Below are 15,004 nucleotides of genomic sequence, written 5' to 3'. Positions count from 1 at the left end.
TGGCGATGGAGTCGCCGCGGGCCGGGCTCGCCGTGGCCCCGCTGGCGCTGGCCGTCGCCTACTCGCGGGTGCACACCGGCGTGCACTGGCCCTCCGACGTCGGCGTCGGCCTGGCCATCGGCACCGGCGTCGGCCTGGCCACCCGGCACTGGTGGCCGCTGCACGACGACGTCCCCGGCCGCACCGCCCACGACGCGGACGCGCCCGAGATGGTCGACGGCGACGACATGCTCGTGCTGGTCAACCCCAAGTCCGGGGTCGACGGCCAGGACCCGACCGAAGACGCCCGGCACGCCTGGCCGAAGGCCGAGATCCTCTACCCGGACCCCGAGCAGGACCTGCGCGCCCAGCTCGAAGCCGAGATCGACGCCCGCGGCACGGTCCGCGCCCTCGGCGTCGCGGGCGGGGACGGGACCGTCGCCGCGGTGGCCTCGGTCGCCGCCGAACGCGACCTCCCGCTGGCCCTGATCCCGGCCGGCACCCTCAACCACTTCGCCCGGGACGTCGGCGTCCGCGCCATGCCCGACGCCGACGCGGCGACCGAAGTCGGCAACGCCGTCGGCATCGACCTCGGCGAGGTCCGGATCGACGGGGCGGACGCACCCTCGCACCGCTGGTTCGTCAACACCGCCAGCCTCGGCGGCTACCCGGAGATGGTGCGGCTGCGGGAGAAGCTGCAGGAGAAGCACCCCAAGTGGCCGTCCGCGGCGATCGCGCTGGCCCGGACGCTGCGGCACGCGAAGCCGCTGACCGTCCGGCTCAACGGCAAGCTGACCCAGGTGTGGCTGCTGTTCGTCGGCAACGGGACGTACGCGCCGAAGGGGTTCGCGCCCAGCCGCCGTCCCGCGCTCGACACCGGGCTGCTGGACATCCGCTACCTGCGCGCCGACCTGCCCTACTCGCGCGCCCGGTTCCTGGCGGCGATGCTCACCCGCTCCCTCGCCGCCAGCCACGTCTACCAGGAGCTGGACCTGCCCGAACTGGACGTCGAGCTGCTCGACGGCCACCGCCGCGTCGCCACCGACGGCGAGGTCGGCCCGCTCGGCAACCGGTTCCGCTTCCGGTCCCGCCCGAGCGCGCTCACCATCTACCGGCTTTAAGCGCGCTTTACCTTCTCTCAACGAACCCACAGGGTCTTATCGCTAGCTTCGCGACCGAGGTGCGGGTGATCATGCCCGCGGCCAGGGGACGAGCGGGGATGAGATGACCGGGCACGGGGTGGCGCGCGCCTTCCACGGCGTCGCCGCCGATCCGGTGCTACCGGGCGACGTGACCGCGCGGGCCCGCGACCTGGGCCCGCTCGAGTCGCCGCTCATCTGGCTGACCTTGGCTTCGGCCGCCGTCGCCGTGCTCGCCGTCGTCGTCGCGCTCTGGTATCGCCGCCGGGTGCGGCGCTGGGGGTTCACCGCCTTCGGGGTGCTCCTGCTGCTCGCCGCGGTAACTGCCTTGAACAGCTACGTCGGGTACGTCCGCACCCCCGACGACCTCGCGCGCCTGTTGCAGAAGGGCCCCGGCCCGGTCAACCTGGCCGGGCGCCTGCTCGACGACGGCAAGGAGGCCCCGTCCGCCCCGCGCACCGGCGCGCCCGCCACGTCCGGCGGCCAGCGCGTCGACGTGCTGAACGTGCCCGACCCGGCGCACGGCGTCCCGTCGGGCGCCAACTACGTCGTGCTGCCGCCGGGCTACGACCAGGACACCGCCCGCCGCTACCCGGTCGTCTACCTCATCCACGGCTACCCGTACGGCGGCCCCCGCGACTGGCTGACCTCCGGCGACGCCCCCGGCACGCTCCTGGCGCTGCAGCAGGCCGGCGTGATCCAGCCGATGATCGTGGTCAGCGTCGACCTGACCGCCGGCATCCCCAGCACCGACTGGGAGTGCCTGAACGTCCCCGGCGGCCCCCAGCTGGAGACGTACCTGACGGCGACCGTCGTCCCGGCCGTCGACCACCGCTACCGCACCGTCGCCGACCGCGCCCACCGCGCGCTGGGCGGCATGTCCGGCGGCGGCTTCGGTGCCCTGAACATCGGGCTGCACCACGTCGACGAGTTCGCGTCCCTGGTGATCGCCCTCCCCTACGACGACCTCAACGACTCGATCGGCATCTTGAGCGGCAACCAGGCCGCCATCGCGGCGAACACCCCGCGCCGGTACCTGCCGACGATGAAGTTCACCGCGCCGATCTCGGTGATGCTCGCGGTCGGCACGGGCGCGCCCACCGACGTGACGACCGCCCACCGGATCGCGGACGCCCTGCGCGCCCGCGGCCAGGAAGCGGTGGTGCACGCCGAGCGGGGCTTCAACCACACCTGGCACACCGCGAGAGCGACGCTGCCGTACCTGCTGGCGTTCGCCGACCAGAACTTCCGGGCGTCCCCGGCCACGTCCTGACCAGGTCGTGAGTGTTTAGTCGGGTTCTAACCGCCCTAAACACTCACGACCCCTGCGGCAGGGTGGCCTGGTGTTCGCCGGCGCTGGACGCGGAAGCGGGGCGCGGCCACCGGCCACGCCCCGCTTCGCTCAGGAACTCACTCGCCTTCCGGCTTCGCCTCCGGCTCGTCGCCCGCCGGGTCCGGGACCGGCAGGAGCGCGTCCAGCGCCGACCCGGTCAGGCGGCGGAACGCACGGCGCGGGCGGTCGCGGTCCAGGACCGCCACCTCCAGCTTGATCGGGTCGGCTTCGCCGTTGCCGTTCGACGCGGTCGCGTTCGACGACGAGCCGGCCGAAGACGACGACGAGGAGGAGGACGTCGTCGCGGGCTGGCTCGGGGTCCGCAACGCCGCCACAGCCACACTCAGGGCGCCCTGCAGGTCCAGGCCGTCCTCGAAGGTTTCCTTCAGCTTCGCCGCGATCTTCTCGTTCTGCCCGCCCATGACCACGTACTGCGGCTCGTCGAAGATCGAGCCGTCGTAGGTCAGCCGGTACAGCTGGTCCTCCGCCGAGCTCGCGCCGACCTCCGCGACGCAGACCTCGACCTCGAACGGCTTCAGCTGCTCGGTGAAGATGCTGCCCAGCGTCGCCGCGTAGGCGTTCGCCAGCGCCCGCGCGCTCACGTCGCGGCGGTCGTACTGGTAGCCCTTGAGGTCCGCGTGGCGGATGCCCGCCACGCGCAGGTTCTCGAACTCGCTGTAGCGCCCGACCGCCGCGAAACCGATGCGGTCGTAGATCTCGGACACCTTGTGCAGCGTCGCCGACGGGTTCTCCGCCACGAACAGCACGCCGCCCGCGTACTTCAGCACCACCACGCTCCGGCCGCGCGCGATGCCCTTGCGCGCCAGCTCGGAACGCTCCCGCATCAGCTGCTCGGGAGAGGCATACAACGGCATCGTCACGGTGTGCGCTCCAGGTCTTCCGGTGTTCCTACGTTCACTGGTCCGGCTCCGCCTCAGGCGAGCCGGCGCTGCTGGCGCTCGATGCGACCCTGGACGACCGCTTCCGCGACGGCCGCGGTCTCCGACTCCGGCAGCTGCACGGCGCCGTGCTCCGCGGTGATCGTCACGACGCTCGGGAAGATCCGCCGCACGAGGTCCGGCCCGCCGGACGCGGTGTCGTCGTCCGCCGCGTCGTACAGCGCCTCCACCGCGACCCGCACCGCGCCTTCGGCGTCGGCGTCCGGGTCGTGCAGCTTCTTCAACGCCGATTTCGCGAACAGCGAACCCGACCCGATGCCCGCGTAGCCGCCGTTCTCCTCGTACCGGCCGCCCGCGGCGTCGTACGAGACGATCCGGCCCGCGTGCTTGGCGTCCTCGGCTTCCAGGTCGTACCCGACGAACAGCGGGATGGCCGCCAGCCCGGCCATCGCCATCTCGAGGTTCGCCTTGACCATGCCGGCCAGCTTGTTCGTCTTGCCGTCCAGCGACAGCGAAACGCCCTCGATCTTTTCGTAGTGCGCCAGCTCGACCGCGTACAGCCGCACCATCTCCACGGCCAGCCCCGCCGTGCCCGCGATGCCGACCGCCGAGTACTCGTCGGTGACGTGCACCTTCTCGATGTCGCGGCTGGCGATCAGGTTGCCCGACGTCGCCCGCCGGTCACCCGCGATCAGCACGCCGCCCGCGAACGTGCAGGCCACGATCGTCGTCCCGTGCGGCACGCCCAATTCGGCCGCACCACCCGTCACGCGCCGCTCCGGAAGCAGCTCCGGCGCCTGTACCCGCAAGAAGTCGGAAAACGACGAGGTCGCCGACGAGAAGTACGCGGCAGGCAGCGCGGGACCCGAGATGCCCCTGGTGTTGTCCATACGTGCTCAAAAGTCCCATCTGTGCGGGCCGGAGCCCCGCGCGCGCCAACGGCCACGCGGAACCCCGGCCGCCGGCTGAACGGTCGGCAAGGGCGCAGTGCCCCGGTGCGGCTATTCGCCGCCCTTCTGCACGTAGGCCCGGACGAAGTCCTCGGCGTTCTCCTCGAGCACGTCGTCGATCTCGTCGAGGATCGTGTCGACGTCCTCGCCGAGCTTCTCGCGCCGCTCCTGACCCGCCGCGCCGGTGTCGTCGAACTCCTCGTCGGAGTCACCACCGCCGTGCTTTTCGATCTTTTCCTGGGCCATCTCGCCTCCCGGTGTGGCTGATGTTTCCTAGCCTACCCAGCGGCCCCGACATTCGGGGTCACGCCGCGATCGCTGGTGCGTCCCGCCTAGTCCGAACCGGTGAGCGCCTCCACGAGCTCCTCCGCCGTCGCCGCGTTGTCCAGCAACTTGCCGACGTGCGCCTTCGTCCCCCGCAGCGGCTCCAGGGTCGGGATGCGCACCAATGACTCCTTGCCCACGTCGAAGATGACCGAATCCCACGAAGCGGCCGCGATCGACGCCGCGTACTTCTCCAGCGCCCGGCCCCGGAAGTACGCCCGGGTGTCCGACGGCGGCGTCGTGACCGCCGCGAGCACCTCTTCCTCGGTGACCAGCCGCTTCATCGAGCCGCGCGTCACCAGGCGGTTGTACAGGCCCTTGGCCAGCCGCACGTCCGAGTACTGCAGGTCGACCAGGCGCAGCCGCGGCGCGCCCCAGGCCAGGCTGTCGCGCTGCCGGTAGCCCTCCAGCAGCCGCAGCTTCGCCGGCCAGTCCAGCCGGTCCGCGCACTCCTGCGGGTCGCGCGCCAGCGCGTCCAGGATCTCGCCCCAGACCCGCAGGACCTCCTTCGACGCCTGGTCGGCGCCCGTGCGCTCCAGGTTCTGCGAAGCGATCTCGTGGTAGGCGAACTGCAGGTCGAGGCCGGTGTACTTCTTGCCGTTCACCAGCGCGACCTTGGCCTTCAGCGTCGGGTCGTGGCTGATCTGGTGCACCGCCTTGACCGGCTCGTCGAGCTTCAGGTCGTCGAACCGGATGCCCGACTCGATCAGGTCCAGCACCAGCGCCGTCGTCCCGACCTTGAGGTAGGTCGAGAACTCCGACATGTTCGCGTCGCCGATGATGACGTGCAGCCGGCGGTACTTGTCCGCGTCCGCGTGCGGCTCGTCGCGCGTGTTGATGATCCCGCGCTTCAGCGTGGTCTCCAGGCCGACCTCGACCTCGATGTAGTCCGCACGCTGGGAGAGCTGGAACCCGGCCTCTTCACTCTGCTGGCCGATCCCGACCCGCCCCGAGCCGGTCACCACCTGCCGCGACACGAAGAACGGCGTCAGGCCCGCGATCACCGCGGTGAACGGCGTCGACCGCGCCATCAGGTAGTTCTCGTGCGTGCCGTAGCTCGCGCCCTTGCCGTCGACGTTGTTCTTGTACAGCTGCAGCTGCGGCTGGCCCGGGACGGACGCCGCCTTGAGCGCGGCCTCCTCCATCACCCGCTCGCCCGCCTTGTCCCAGATGACCGCGTCACGCGCGTTCGTCACCTCGGGCGCCGAGTACTCCGGGTGCGCGTGGTCGACGTACAGCCGCGCCCCGTTGGTCAGGATGACGTTCGCCGCGCCCAGGTCCTCGACGTCGGGGTCGTGGCCCGGCCCACCGGGACCGGTCAGGTCGAACCCGCGCGCGTCCCGCAGCGGGCTCTCCACCTCGTAGTCCCACCGCGCCCGCCGGGCGCGCGGGATGTCGGCCGCGGCCGCGTAGGCCAGCACGACCTGGGTGGAGGTGAGTACCGGGTTCGCCGTCGCGTCGCCCGGCACGGAGATGCCGTACTCGACTTCGGTTCCCATGATCCGCCGCATGTCCCCACCCTACGGGGTCGTCCTAGTGGAACGATGCACCCATGCCAGGCAGTGACGAACTCGTTGCCCTCTATGACCGGGACGGCTCGGTGGTCGGCGAAACCACCCGCGCCCGCGTCCGCGCGGAGGCCCTGTGGCACGCCGCCGGCGTCGTCCTGGTCCGTTCGGGTGACGGAAACGCCGTTTACGTGCACCTCCGCACCCCGGACAAGGACGTGTTCCCCTCGACCTGGGACTGCTGGGCGGGCGGCGTGGTCGCCGCGGGCGAAACCCCGGCCGAGTGCGCCCGCCGCGAACTGGCCGAAGAACTCGGCGTCCGAGGGGTGGAACCCGTTCCGCTGTTCACCAAGGTCTACGACGACGGCCGCAACCGCTGCCACAACTTCGCCTTCGAGGTCCGCTGGGACGGCCCGATCCACCACCAGGCCGAAGAGATCGTCGAAGGCCGCTGGATCCCGCTGGACGAGCTGCGCGCCTGGATCGACGACCCGGCACCCGCGCTGCCGTTCATCCCCGACGGCCGCGAAGGCGTCCAGGAGTGGTTCCACCGCTACGGCTGAGCGGTGAGCTTCGCCGTCATGGCGGGCAGCAGGCGCTTGGCCGCGTCCACCGCGCGGGCCTCGGTGCTCGCCGAGACCGTCAGCTCGGACACGAGCGTTCCCTTGGCCAGCAACACCGTGCAGGTCTTGCCGTCGCGCCAGGCCTGCTGCCGCTCGACCCCGGGCTGGACGGGAACGCTCACCGCCTTGCCCGCGCACTCGTTCTCCGCGACGGCCTGCGCGGCCGAGCGGTCCGGGAACACCACGACGCGGTGGCTGAGCACCGACCCGCTGGAGTAGCGCCAGGTCGCGGTCCGGCTCCCCGCCGACGGCCCGTCCGCCAGGCAGCCCGCGACCTCGTTCGAGGCCGGCTGCACACCCTCCTCCGCGACGTCCGCGTCGGACAGCAGCGCGGGTTCCGCGAGCAGAGCGGGATCGGGCGCCGCCGGCGTGACCGGAGCGGCCTTCGCGGGGCTCACCGGCGTCTCGGCGGTCGTGACCGGCGCGGACGTCGGCGCCGGATCGTCGTAGTACGTCTCGAGGTTGTTCGGGTCGGGCCCTTCGCAGGCCGTCAGGCCCACCAGCGCGACCGCGGCCAAGGCGACCACCTGACGATGACGCACCCGGCCTCCTGTCGTCGGTTTCGTGCCTGCGAAGGGTAGTGCAGCCGCTCAGTCCCACTTCAAGGAGGACCGGTGTCGCCAGTACTCCTGCGGGTTCTCGGCGAGGTCCGCGAGCGCGCCGAGCTCGTCCGCGTTCAGGGAAAGCGTGGTGGCCCGCAGGTTCGCCGCCAGCTGGGCCGGGCTCGCCGGCCCGATTACCGCGCGATCCACCCAGTCCCGCGCCAGCACCGCGGCCACGGCGACCGCGTCCGGCCCGGTGCCGTGCGCCGCGGCGACGTCGAGGACCGCCGCGGGCGCCTCGACGACGAGCCGTCCGTTGGCCAGGGTTTCCTTGACCAGGACGCGCTTCCCGGCCGCGTGCGCCGCTTCGAGGGCACGCCCGGCGGAGGGCTCCAGGAGGTTCCACGTCGACTGCACCGCCGAAAACACCGGCTGCCCGGCCACTTCCAGCGCGAACGCCCGCTCGATCGCGTCCGCCTGCGCCGGCCCCGACGTCGAGAACCCGACCGCCACGCCGTTCGCGGCCAGTTCCGCCAGCGCCTCCACCAACGGCTCGTCGGTGAACAGTGGACTGTCCACAGTGAGCGAATGGACCTGGTAGAGCCCGACCCGCTCCCCCAGCAGCGCCAGGGTTTCCGCCCACTGCGCGGCGAACCGAGCCGCCGAGTGCTCCTTCACCTCGTGCACGTCGGCGTCCAGCCGCCACTCCCCGACGTACGCGTAACCCCACTTGCTGGAGACCTCGACGTCGGCGTGGCCCCGCTGGGCGAGCCAGCCGGCCAGGAACTCCTCCGAGCGCCCGTACGACCGCGCGACGTCGACGTGCCGGACCCCGGCGGCGTAGGCGTCGTCGAGGACCTCGAACGTCGCCGCCCGCATCGACTCCACGTCCCGCGTCGGCGGCAGCGCCCCGTCGCGGCCCAGGTTGATGTACGCCGGCCTGCCGAGCGCTGCCAGGCCGAGCGCGACGCGGTTCACGCCGTCGCCTTGTGCCGCAGGATGGCCAGCCACTGCCCGGAGTTCTGCGCCTGGCGGTGGAGCTTCTCGAGCCGGGCGGCCGGCGCCCGGACGTAGCCCTTGCCGAAGACGGGCGCGATCTGGCGGAGGCTCGCGCCACCCTCGCGCGCGGCGAGGAGCAGCCAGTCCGAGGCGTCGGCGCAGGCGGCCGACGCGCGGCGGAACTCCCCGAGCAGGTCGATCAGCTCCTGGGCGGGCACCTCCCCCGCCTCGACGGCGGCGGCCGTCGTCTCGAGCCACGCCAGGACGTCGGATTCGGTGATGGGCGCGCGAGGCCGCCGGGTTTCTTCGCTCACGGCCCGGAAGTATAGGTCGTTATACGCCGGTATGGTGGGAGGGAAGCCATGACGACACGCACCGAATCCGAGCCTGACGTCGAGCACCTGCTCGACGTCTTCAAGGCGCTCGCGAACCCGGTGCGGCTGCAGGTGCTGCAGTGGCTGCGGGAGCCGGAGCGGCACTTCCCCGTCGAGCGCGCGATCGCCGACCCGGTCGAGGTCGGCGTGTGCGTCAGCCACATCCAGGAGAAGCTGGGGCTCGCGCAGTCGACCGTGTCGGCGTACATGGCCTCGCTCCAGCGCGCCGGGCTGGTCCGGGCGACGCGCGTCGGCAAGTGGACGCACTACAAGCGCGACGAGGCCCGGATCGCGGAGTTCGTCGCCGTGCTCGGCCACTCCCTCTGACCTCTCCCCCATCGTCCGGGCACCACCCCACGGCGTCTCACATCGTAAATATGCGATACTTCGATACATGGGTATGATCGAGAACACGCGGCTCGGCCGCTACGGCATCTGGACGTTCGACTTCGAGGACCAGCCGGCCGGCCTGATCCGGGACTCCGTGCGGGAGCTGGAAGAACTCGGCTGGCCGGCGATCTGGATCCCGGAAAGCGAGCGACGGGAAGCGCTGACGCACGCCGGGTTCCTCCTGGCGGCCACCGAGCGCCTCACCGTCGTCAACGGGATCGCGCAGATCTGGGCGCGCGAGCCCCAGTGGACCCACCACGGCGCCCGGCTGCTGGCCGAGGCCTACCCGGACCGCCACCTGCTGGGCCTCGGCTACGGCGGCGGCCGCCCCGGCACCCGGCCACTGCGGGCAGTGACGGACTACCTCGACGCCCTGGACGCTTTCCCCGAGACACCGGTCCGCCGCCTGCTCGCCGCGTACGGCCCGAAGATGCTGGAGCTGGCCCGCGACCGCTCGGCGGGCGCGCACACCTACCACGTGACCCCGGAGCACACGGCCCAGGCGCGCGAGATCCTCGGCGACGGCCCGTTCCTCGGCGTCGAGCACGCCGTGCTGTTCGAGACCGACGCGGTCAAGGCGCGGGAGATCGCCCGCGCCCACCTGCACATTTACCTCACGACGGAGTACAACGTCGCCAAGTTCCTGCGTCTCGGCTACACCGAAGCGGACATCGACGGCGGCCGCGGCAGCGACCGCCTCGTCGACGACCTCGTCTTCTGGGGCGACCTCGGCACGATCACCGAGCGGCTGAGCGCCCACCTCGACGCCGGCGCCGACCACGTCGGCATCCAGGTGCTCGGGGCCGGACCGAACACCTCCGTCATGCCGCACTGGCGCCGGCTGGCCGAAGCGCTGCTACCCGCCGGCGTCGCGTAGGCCGAACCGCGCGGTGCAGTGCCACACGCGCTTGAGCACCTGGGGATCGTGCCGGCCGGCCCGGACCGCATCGCCGATGACGCGGGCGTCCAGCCACCCGTCTTCGGCGATGTCCGCGCCGGCCCGCAGGACGTCCTCGCCGCGGTAGTCCGCGTGTCCGGCGAGGACGGCCACGGAGAGCCGGAACCCGTGGTGCCAGTACGTCGGGACGCCGGACCCGGCGGCCGCGGCCTCGACGTCGGTGCCGCGGAACGCCGGGTCCAGCACCAGCGCCGCGACGTCGGCCGGAACCCGCAGCGGGCCGTGGATGTGCGCCTCGACGTAGTCGTCGAGTTCGTCGGGCGCGGCCGCTTCGACGAGCGGGAGCAACGGCAGGTGCGCGGCCGTGCCGAAGTCCGACGGCTCGTGGAAGCTGTCGGGGTAGCAGAAAGTCACCCGCGTCAGCACTTCCCGCTTCAGGCGCAGGTGCGCCGAGCCGAACCGGACCGAGCCGCCCGCGGGACGGCGCCGGTGGTTCAGGGAGCCGTACTTCGGCCGTTCCGAAGGCGGCAGTGCGTCGTAGACGCCACCGAAGATCCGGTGCTCCCAGCGCCACCGGTCACCGCCGGGGTGCGCGGTCAGGCCGCCGTTGCCGGTGCCCGTCTCGAACTGCGAGCGATAGACGCCGTCGGCGAGCAGGTGCCGCAGCAGCGGGACACCCGCCACCAAGCGCTCCGGGTGGAAGTGGACGGTGACGTCGAGGTCTTCGGGCAGCGGCGGCCCGGTCACCCGGTCCGCGACGTGCGCCACCGCCGCCTGCCAGCGCGGTTTCCCGCTCCCCCGGACCATGCGCGCCAGCGTACCCCGGCGGTATAGGTCGTTATACACACGCAGACGTCCGAAAACCGCTGGCTCCGGACGCCGCTCGCCGGATTGACTGCGCCCATGGGATTGGCGGGTTTCGGGGTCACGGCGCGGTTCGCGCTGCTGGCCGTGGTCTGGGGTGCGAGTTTCCTGTTCATCAAAGTGGGGCTCGGCGGCCTCTCGCCCGCGCAGGTCGCGCTGGCCAGGGTCGCGTTCGGCGCGCTCGCGCTGGGGTCCGTGCTGGCCGTGCGACGGCGCCCGCTCCCCCGGGATCCCGTGCTGTGGAGTCACCTCGCGGTCGTGTCGGTACTGCTGTGCGTGGTGCCGTTCCTCTTGTTCTCGTGGGCGGAACAGTACATTTCGTCCGGTTTGGCCAGCATCTTCAACGCGACGACCCCGCTCATCACGATGCTGCTGGCGGCCGCGGCACTGCCCGAGGAACGCTTCACCCCGCCGAAGGTCGCCGGGCTGCTGCTCGGGTTCCTCGGCGTGCTCACGATCGTCGGCGTCTGGCACGGCGTAGACGTCTCCCACCAGCTGACCGCGCAGCTCGCCTGCCTCGGCGCGACCACCTGCTACGGCGCGTGCTTCGTCTACATGCGCCGCTTCGTCTCACCACGCGGGACGGACCCGGTGGTCGTCGCGTTCGGGCAGACCGCGGCCGGAACCGTCATCCTGGGACTGCTCGCCCCGGTCATCGCCACGACGCCGGTGCACCTCGACCTCGCCGTGGTGGCGAGCATGGTCGCGCTCGGCGTGTTCGGCACCGGCCTGGCCTACGTCTGGAACGTCCGCATCATCGCCGCCTGGGGCGCGGCCAACGCCTCGGCGGTCACCTACCTGACGCCGGTCTTCGGGGTATTGCTCGGCGTGCTCGTGCTGGGGGAACCGGTGAGCTGGAACCAGCCGGCCGGCGCGCTCCTGGTGGTGCTGGGCATCCTCGCCGCCCACGGCAGGCTCAAGGCCCGCCGCCCCGCCGAACCGGAACTCGTCAGCCGCTAGACACGCCGATGGGGCGGCCGCCGAAGCGACCGCCCCATCGTGCGTCGGAACTACAGGTACTGACCGGTGTTCGTGGCGGTGTCTATCGCCCGCCCCGAGTCCTGGTTCTTGCCGGTGACGAGCGTGCGGATGTAGACGATCCGCTCGCCCTTCTTGCCGGAGATCCGGGCCCAGTCGTCCGGGTTGGTGGTGTTCGGGAGGTCCTCGTTCTCCGCGAACTCGTCGACGATCGCGTCGAGCAGGTGCTGCACGCGGAGACCCGGCTGCTTGGTCTCCAGCACCGACTTGATCGCCGACTTCTTGGCCCGGTCCACGATGTTCTGGATCATCGCGCCCGAGTTGAAGTCGCGGAAGTACAGGACTTCCTTGTCCCCGTTGGCGTAGGTCACCTCGAGGAACCGGTTCTCGTCGCTCTCCTCGTACATCCGCTCGACGGTGTGCTGGATCATCGCGTCGAACGTCGCCTTGGCGTCGCCGCCGAACTCGGCGAGGTCGTCGGCGTGGATCGGCAGGCCTTCGGCCAGGTACTTGGAGAAGATGTCCTTCGCGCCTTCGGCGTCCGGACGCTCGATCTTGATCTTGACGTCGAGCCGGCCCGGCCGCAGGATCGCCGGGTCGATCATGTCCTCGCGGTTGGAGGCGCCGATGACGATGACGTTCTCCAGGCCTTCGACACCGTCGATCTCCGACAGCAGCTGCGGCACGATCGTGGTCTCGACGTCGGACGACACGCCCGACCCACGGGTCCGGAAGATCGAGTCCATCTCGTCGAAGAACACGATCACCGGGGTGCCCTCGGAGGCCTTCTCCCGCGCCCGCTGGAAGATCAGGCGGATGTGCCGCTCGGTCTCCCCGACGAACTTGTTGAGCAGCTCGGGACCCTTGATGTTCAGGAAGTAGGACTTCCCGTCCTCGTTCTCGCCCCGCGCCGCCGCCACCTTCTTGGCCAGCGAGTTCGCCACGGCCTTCGCGATGAGCGTCTTGCCGCAGCCCGGCGGGCCGTAGAGCAGGACACCCTTCGGGGGCCGCAGCTGGTACTCCTGGTACAGGTCCGCGTGCAGGAACGGCAGTTCCACCGCGTCCCGGATCTGCTCGATCTGCCGGGTGAGGCCGCCGATGTCCTCGTAGCGGACGTCCGGCACCTCCTCCAGCACCAGGTCCTCGACCTCCGCCTTCGGCACGCGCTCGTACGCGTATCCGGCCTTGGAGTCGACCAGGAGCGAGTCGCCCGGCTTGAGCGGCTGCTCCGCCAGCAGATCGGAGAGCAGGACCACCCGCTCCTCGTCCGCGTGCCCGACCACCAGCGCGCGGGGGCTGCCGCCCTCGACGTCCGGCGCGAGCACCTCGCGCAACGCGCACACCTCACCGGTGCGCTCGAACCCGCCGCCTTCGACCACGGTGAGCGCCTCGTTGAGCCGCAGCGCCTGGCCGCGCCGCAGCGACGAGATCTCGACCGCGGGCGAAACCGACACCCGCATCTTCCGGCCCGCGGTGAAGACGTCCACCGTGTTGTCCTCGTACGCCTCGACGAAGACGCCGTACCCGGACGGTGGCTGGGCCAGCCGGTCGACCTCTTCGCGCAGGGCGAGGAGCTGTCCTCGCGCTTCGCGCAGCGTCTCGACCAGTTTGGTGTTGCGCTCGGTGAGCTGGCTCACCCTTTCCGAGGCCTCGGCGAGTCGTTGTTCGAGAACTCGGTTCTGCCGTGGCGAGTCCGTCAGTTTGCGGCGCAGCAGCGCCACTTCTTCCTCGAGAAAACGGATCTGCCGAGCCTGCTCGTCCGCCGTCGTCCCAGCTCCGGATGTTGCTGAAGGGTCGGCCTCCTCGCGCCGACCTCCGGGAAGGTCATGATGCATCGGGCACCTCCTCGGAGTGCTTTTCATTCCACGGTACCGGCGATCACCGACAAGAAAAGGCCTTTCCGGATCACAAGATCGGCGCGTCGCGGTTCGCCGGCCTTCCCCAGCACGGACATTCCCGCAGCGCAAGAGGCCATTTCGGTGCCGTGGCACGGGTGTGTCGCGGGTCCGTCCGGGCCGGGGTGAAGCAAGCACAACGGGAGTACCCCGCCCCCGGGGTGCCCAACCGGCGGGACAACGGGCAATTCCGGCCAGTTCCGCCCTAACCGCGCGGCGGGCGGGCCCGGTGGCTAGCATCGGGCCGACATCGGCACCGTCTGCCGGGTCTCTTCGAAGGACGCTAGGGGGCACCACTCATGACCTACCCGCCGCAGCAGCCGGGCGGCTACGGCCAGCAGCCCGGGGGCTACGGGCAGCAGCCCGGGCCCTACGGCCAGCCCCAGCAGGGCGGCTACCCCCAGAGCGGACCGCAGCAGCAGCCGGGCTACGGCGGCACCCAGCAGTTCGGGCAGCAGGACCCGTACGGCCAGCCTCAGCAGTTCGGCCAGCCCGACCCGTACGGCCAGCCCCAGCAGGGCGGCTACCCGCCCCAGACGGGCGCTCAGCCCCAGCAGGGCTACCCCCAGTACGGGCAGCAGGACCAGTGGGGCCAGCCGCAGCAGGGCTACGACCAGTACGGGGGCGGCGGCTTCGGCGACGCGCCCCCGCCCAAGAAGAAGAAAACCGGTCTCATCATCGGCATCGCGGTCGGCGCCGTGATCCTGGTCGGCGGCGGCGTGACCGCGATCGTCCTGGCCAACAAGGGTGACGACACCGCCGCCCCGCCGGCCACCAGCAGCTCGGCGGCGCCGACGTCGGCACCCAAGACGTCCGCCACGAAGCCCAAGACGACCTCGCCGTCGAAGCCGTCCACGAGCAGCAGCAAGCCGGCGGAGGGCCCGGCCCCCGCCGGGCAGGCCAGCTCGAAGGAGCTGTTCGACACCACGATCGCGGCCTACAACGCCAGCGACGAGAAGGCGCTCGGCGACGTCATCTGCCGCAGCGTCTACGACGGCAAGACGGGCGACATCCCGAAGGTCACGGTCAAGCTGACCGGCGACCCGACCGAGACCGGCGACAAGGCCACCGTGCGCTACTCCGCGACGGACGGGACCAAGACCAAGGTCGGCACCATGTCGGCGCAGAAGGAATCCGGTCTGTGGTGCCTGTCCAACGTGAAGGCGGACGGCTCGTGAGCCGCCGCCGTCGGTGAAGCGCGCGCTCGTCGCCGGGCTGGTCCTGCTCGGCGTGGCCGGCGCGGGCGTGGTGCTGGGACTGCTGCTCGTCGCGCCGTCCGGCGCCCCGCCCGCCCCGTCGAGCACCCCCC

At 71.4% G+C, this 15,004-nt stretch carries 16 protein-coding genes; 7 read left to right on the top strand and 9 right to left on the bottom strand.

Annotated elements, in window-relative coordinates; translation table 11 throughout:
* Window positions 1–1,100, top strand: a 1,100-nt coding sequence (locus G3I65_RS29120; RefSeq protein WP_160698936.1) for a bifunctional phosphatase PAP2/diacylglycerol kinase family protein, incomplete at its 5' end; no start/stop codon positions are given.
* 103 nt (window positions 1,101–1,203) lie between these two features.
* Window positions 1,204–2,391, top strand: coding sequence for an esterase family protein (locus G3I65_RS29115; RefSeq protein ID WP_160698935.1), 1,188 nt, complete (start codon window positions 1,204–1,206; stop codon window positions 2,389–2,391).
* Window positions 2,392–2,528: 137 nt separating this feature from the next.
* Here the strand turns inward: G3I65_RS29115 and prcA are convergent, their stop codons facing one another.
* The 4 genes from prcA to dop all read right to left on the bottom strand — a co-directional run bounded on the left by prcA (window position 2,529) and on the right by dop (window position 6,135).
* On the bottom strand, window positions 2,529–3,332 hold the full coding sequence (prcA, locus tag G3I65_RS29110; protein WP_160698934.1) for a proteasome subunit alpha: 804 nt from the start codon (window positions 3,330–3,332) through the stop codon (window positions 2,529–2,531).
* A 53-nt stretch (window positions 3,333–3,385) separates the two neighbouring features.
* A complete protein-coding gene (gene prcB, locus G3I65_RS29105) occupies window positions 3,386–4,240 on the bottom strand; it encodes a proteasome subunit beta (protein WP_160698933.1) in 855 nt (284 codons plus the stop codon).
* Window positions 4,241–4,351: 111 nt separating this feature from the next.
* Entirely contained in the window at window positions 4,352–4,546 is a 195-nt protein-coding gene (locus tag G3I65_RS29100) for a ubiquitin-like protein Pup (RefSeq protein ID WP_013226725.1), read from the bottom strand.
* Window positions 4,547–4,632: 86 nt separating this feature from the next.
* Window positions 4,633–6,135, bottom strand: coding sequence for a depupylase/deamidase Dop (gene dop / locus G3I65_RS29095; RefSeq protein ID WP_160698932.1), 1,503 nt, complete (start codon window positions 6,133–6,135; stop codon window positions 4,633–4,635).
* Between the two features lie 41 nt (window positions 6,136–6,176).
* Between dop and G3I65_RS29090 the strand changes: the two genes are divergently transcribed.
* Window positions 6,177–6,695 (top strand): NUDIX domain-containing protein, encoded by a 519-nt coding sequence (locus G3I65_RS29090; protein WP_160698931.1) that lies wholly within the window; start codon window positions 6,177–6,179, stop codon window positions 6,693–6,695.
* Here G3I65_RS29090 and G3I65_RS29085 read toward each other — a convergent pair.
* From G3I65_RS29085 to G3I65_RS29075, 3 genes are read right to left on the bottom strand one after another with little or no spacing between them, the layout of a single operon-like run.
* On the bottom strand, window positions 6,686–7,297 hold the full coding sequence (locus G3I65_RS29085; RefSeq protein ID WP_309235778.1) for a hypothetical protein: 612 nt from the start codon (window positions 7,295–7,297) through the stop codon (window positions 6,686–6,688). The two genes, G3I65_RS29090 and G3I65_RS29085, sit on opposite strands and share 10 nt — an antisense overlap.
* Window positions 7,298–7,345: 48 nt before the next feature.
* Window positions 7,346–8,275: an aldo/keto reductase gene (locus tag G3I65_RS29080; protein ID WP_160698930.1), complete on the bottom strand. Its 930-nt coding sequence runs from the start codon at window positions 8,273–8,275 to the stop codon at window positions 7,346–7,348.
* Entirely contained in the window at window positions 8,272–8,610 is a 339-nt protein-coding gene (locus G3I65_RS29075; protein ID WP_160698929.1) for a hypothetical protein, read from the bottom strand. The genes G3I65_RS29080 and G3I65_RS29075 overlap by 4 nt, the downstream gene beginning before the upstream one ends.
* Before the next feature lie 48 nt (window positions 8,611–8,658).
* Between G3I65_RS29075 and G3I65_RS29070 the strand changes: the two genes are divergently transcribed.
* Complete coding sequence (locus G3I65_RS29070; RefSeq protein WP_160698928.1) at window positions 8,659–8,997, top strand: helix-turn-helix transcriptional regulator; 339 nt, start codon at window positions 8,659–8,661, stop codon at window positions 8,995–8,997.
* Window positions 8,998–9,064: 67 nt separating this feature from the next.
* Window positions 9,065–9,937: a TIGR03620 family F420-dependent LLM class oxidoreductase gene (locus G3I65_RS29065; RefSeq protein WP_160698927.1), complete on the top strand. Its 873-nt coding sequence runs from the start codon at window positions 9,065–9,067 to the stop codon at window positions 9,935–9,937.
* On the opposite strand, the gene G3I65_RS29060 is transcribed toward G3I65_RS29065, so the two are convergent.
* Window positions 9,917–10,765, bottom strand: coding sequence for a DUF3626 domain-containing protein (locus G3I65_RS29060; protein ID WP_160698926.1), 849 nt, complete (start codon window positions 10,763–10,765; stop codon window positions 9,917–9,919). The genes G3I65_RS29065 and G3I65_RS29060 overlap by 21 nt on opposite strands.
* Before the next feature lie 96 nt (window positions 10,766–10,861).
* Here G3I65_RS29060 and G3I65_RS29055 point away from each other — a divergent pair, with 96 nt between their 5' ends.
* Window positions 10,862–11,782, top strand: coding sequence for a DMT family transporter (locus G3I65_RS29055; protein WP_160698925.1), 921 nt, complete (start codon window positions 10,862–10,864; stop codon window positions 11,780–11,782).
* 50 nt (window positions 11,783–11,832) lie between these two features.
* On the opposite strand, the gene arc is transcribed toward G3I65_RS29055, so the two are convergent.
* Window positions 11,833–13,635 carry a proteasome ATPase gene (gene arc / locus G3I65_RS29050; RefSeq protein WP_160698924.1) on the bottom strand — a complete coding sequence of 601 codons (1,803 nt, stop codon included), beginning with the start codon at window positions 13,633–13,635 and terminating at the stop codon, window positions 11,833–11,835.
* A 359-nt stretch (window positions 13,636–13,994) separates the two neighbouring features.
* On the opposite strand from arc, the gene G3I65_RS29045 reads away from it, so the two are divergent.
* Window positions 13,995–14,873 (top strand): hypothetical protein, encoded by an 879-nt coding sequence (locus G3I65_RS29045; RefSeq protein WP_160698923.1) that lies wholly within the window; start codon window positions 13,995–13,997, stop codon window positions 14,871–14,873.
* Window positions 14,874–15,004: the final 131 nt, after the last annotated feature.

Origin of the sequence: Amycolatopsis sp. SID8362 (genome assembly GCF_010550475.1) — a bacterium.
Taxonomy (GTDB): Bacteria; Actinomycetota; Actinomycetes; order Mycobacteriales; family Pseudonocardiaceae; genus Amycolatopsis; species Amycolatopsis eburnea.
Note: the sequence above shows the minus strand (reverse complement) of the source record. Positions and strands in the feature narration are given on the sequence as shown.

Coding starts and splice junctions, on each gene's coding strand:
- G3I65_RS29070 (WP_160698928.1), top strand. CDS start 8,659: ATGACGACACGCACCGAATCCGAGCCTGACGTCGAGCACCTGCTCGAC.
- dop (WP_160698932.1), bottom strand. CDS start 6,135: ATGCGGCGGATCATGGGAACCGAAGTCGAGTACGGCATCTCCGTGCCG.
- G3I65_RS29090 (WP_160698931.1), top strand. CDS start 6,177: ATGCCAGGCAGTGACGAACTCGTTGCCCTCTATGACCGGGACGGCTCG.
- G3I65_RS29045 (WP_160698923.1), top strand. CDS start 13,995: ATGACCTACCCGCCGCAGCAGCCGGGCGGCTACGGCCAGCAGCCCGGG.
- G3I65_RS29060 (WP_160698926.1), bottom strand. CDS start 10,765: ATGGTCCGGGGGAGCGGGAAACCGCGCTGGCAGGCGGCGGTGGCGCAC.
- G3I65_RS29065 (WP_160698927.1), top strand. CDS start 9,065: ATGGGTATGATCGAGAACACGCGGCTCGGCCGCTACGGCATCTGGACG.
- G3I65_RS29100 (WP_013226725.1), bottom strand. CDS start 4,546: ATGGCCCAGGAAAAGATCGAAAAGCACGGCGGTGGTGACTCCGACGAG.
- G3I65_RS29115 (WP_160698935.1), top strand. CDS start 1,204: ATGACCGGGCACGGGGTGGCGCGCGCCTTCCACGGCGTCGCCGCCGAT.
- G3I65_RS29055 (WP_160698925.1), top strand. CDS start 10,862: ATGGGATTGGCGGGTTTCGGGGTCACGGCGCGGTTCGCGCTGCTGGCC.
- arc (WP_160698924.1), bottom strand. CDS start 13,635: ATGCATCATGACCTTCCCGGAGGTCGGCGCGAGGAGGCCGACCCTTCA.
- prcB (WP_160698933.1), bottom strand. CDS start 4,240: ATGGACAACACCAGGGGCATCTCGGGTCCCGCGCTGCCTGCCGCGTAC.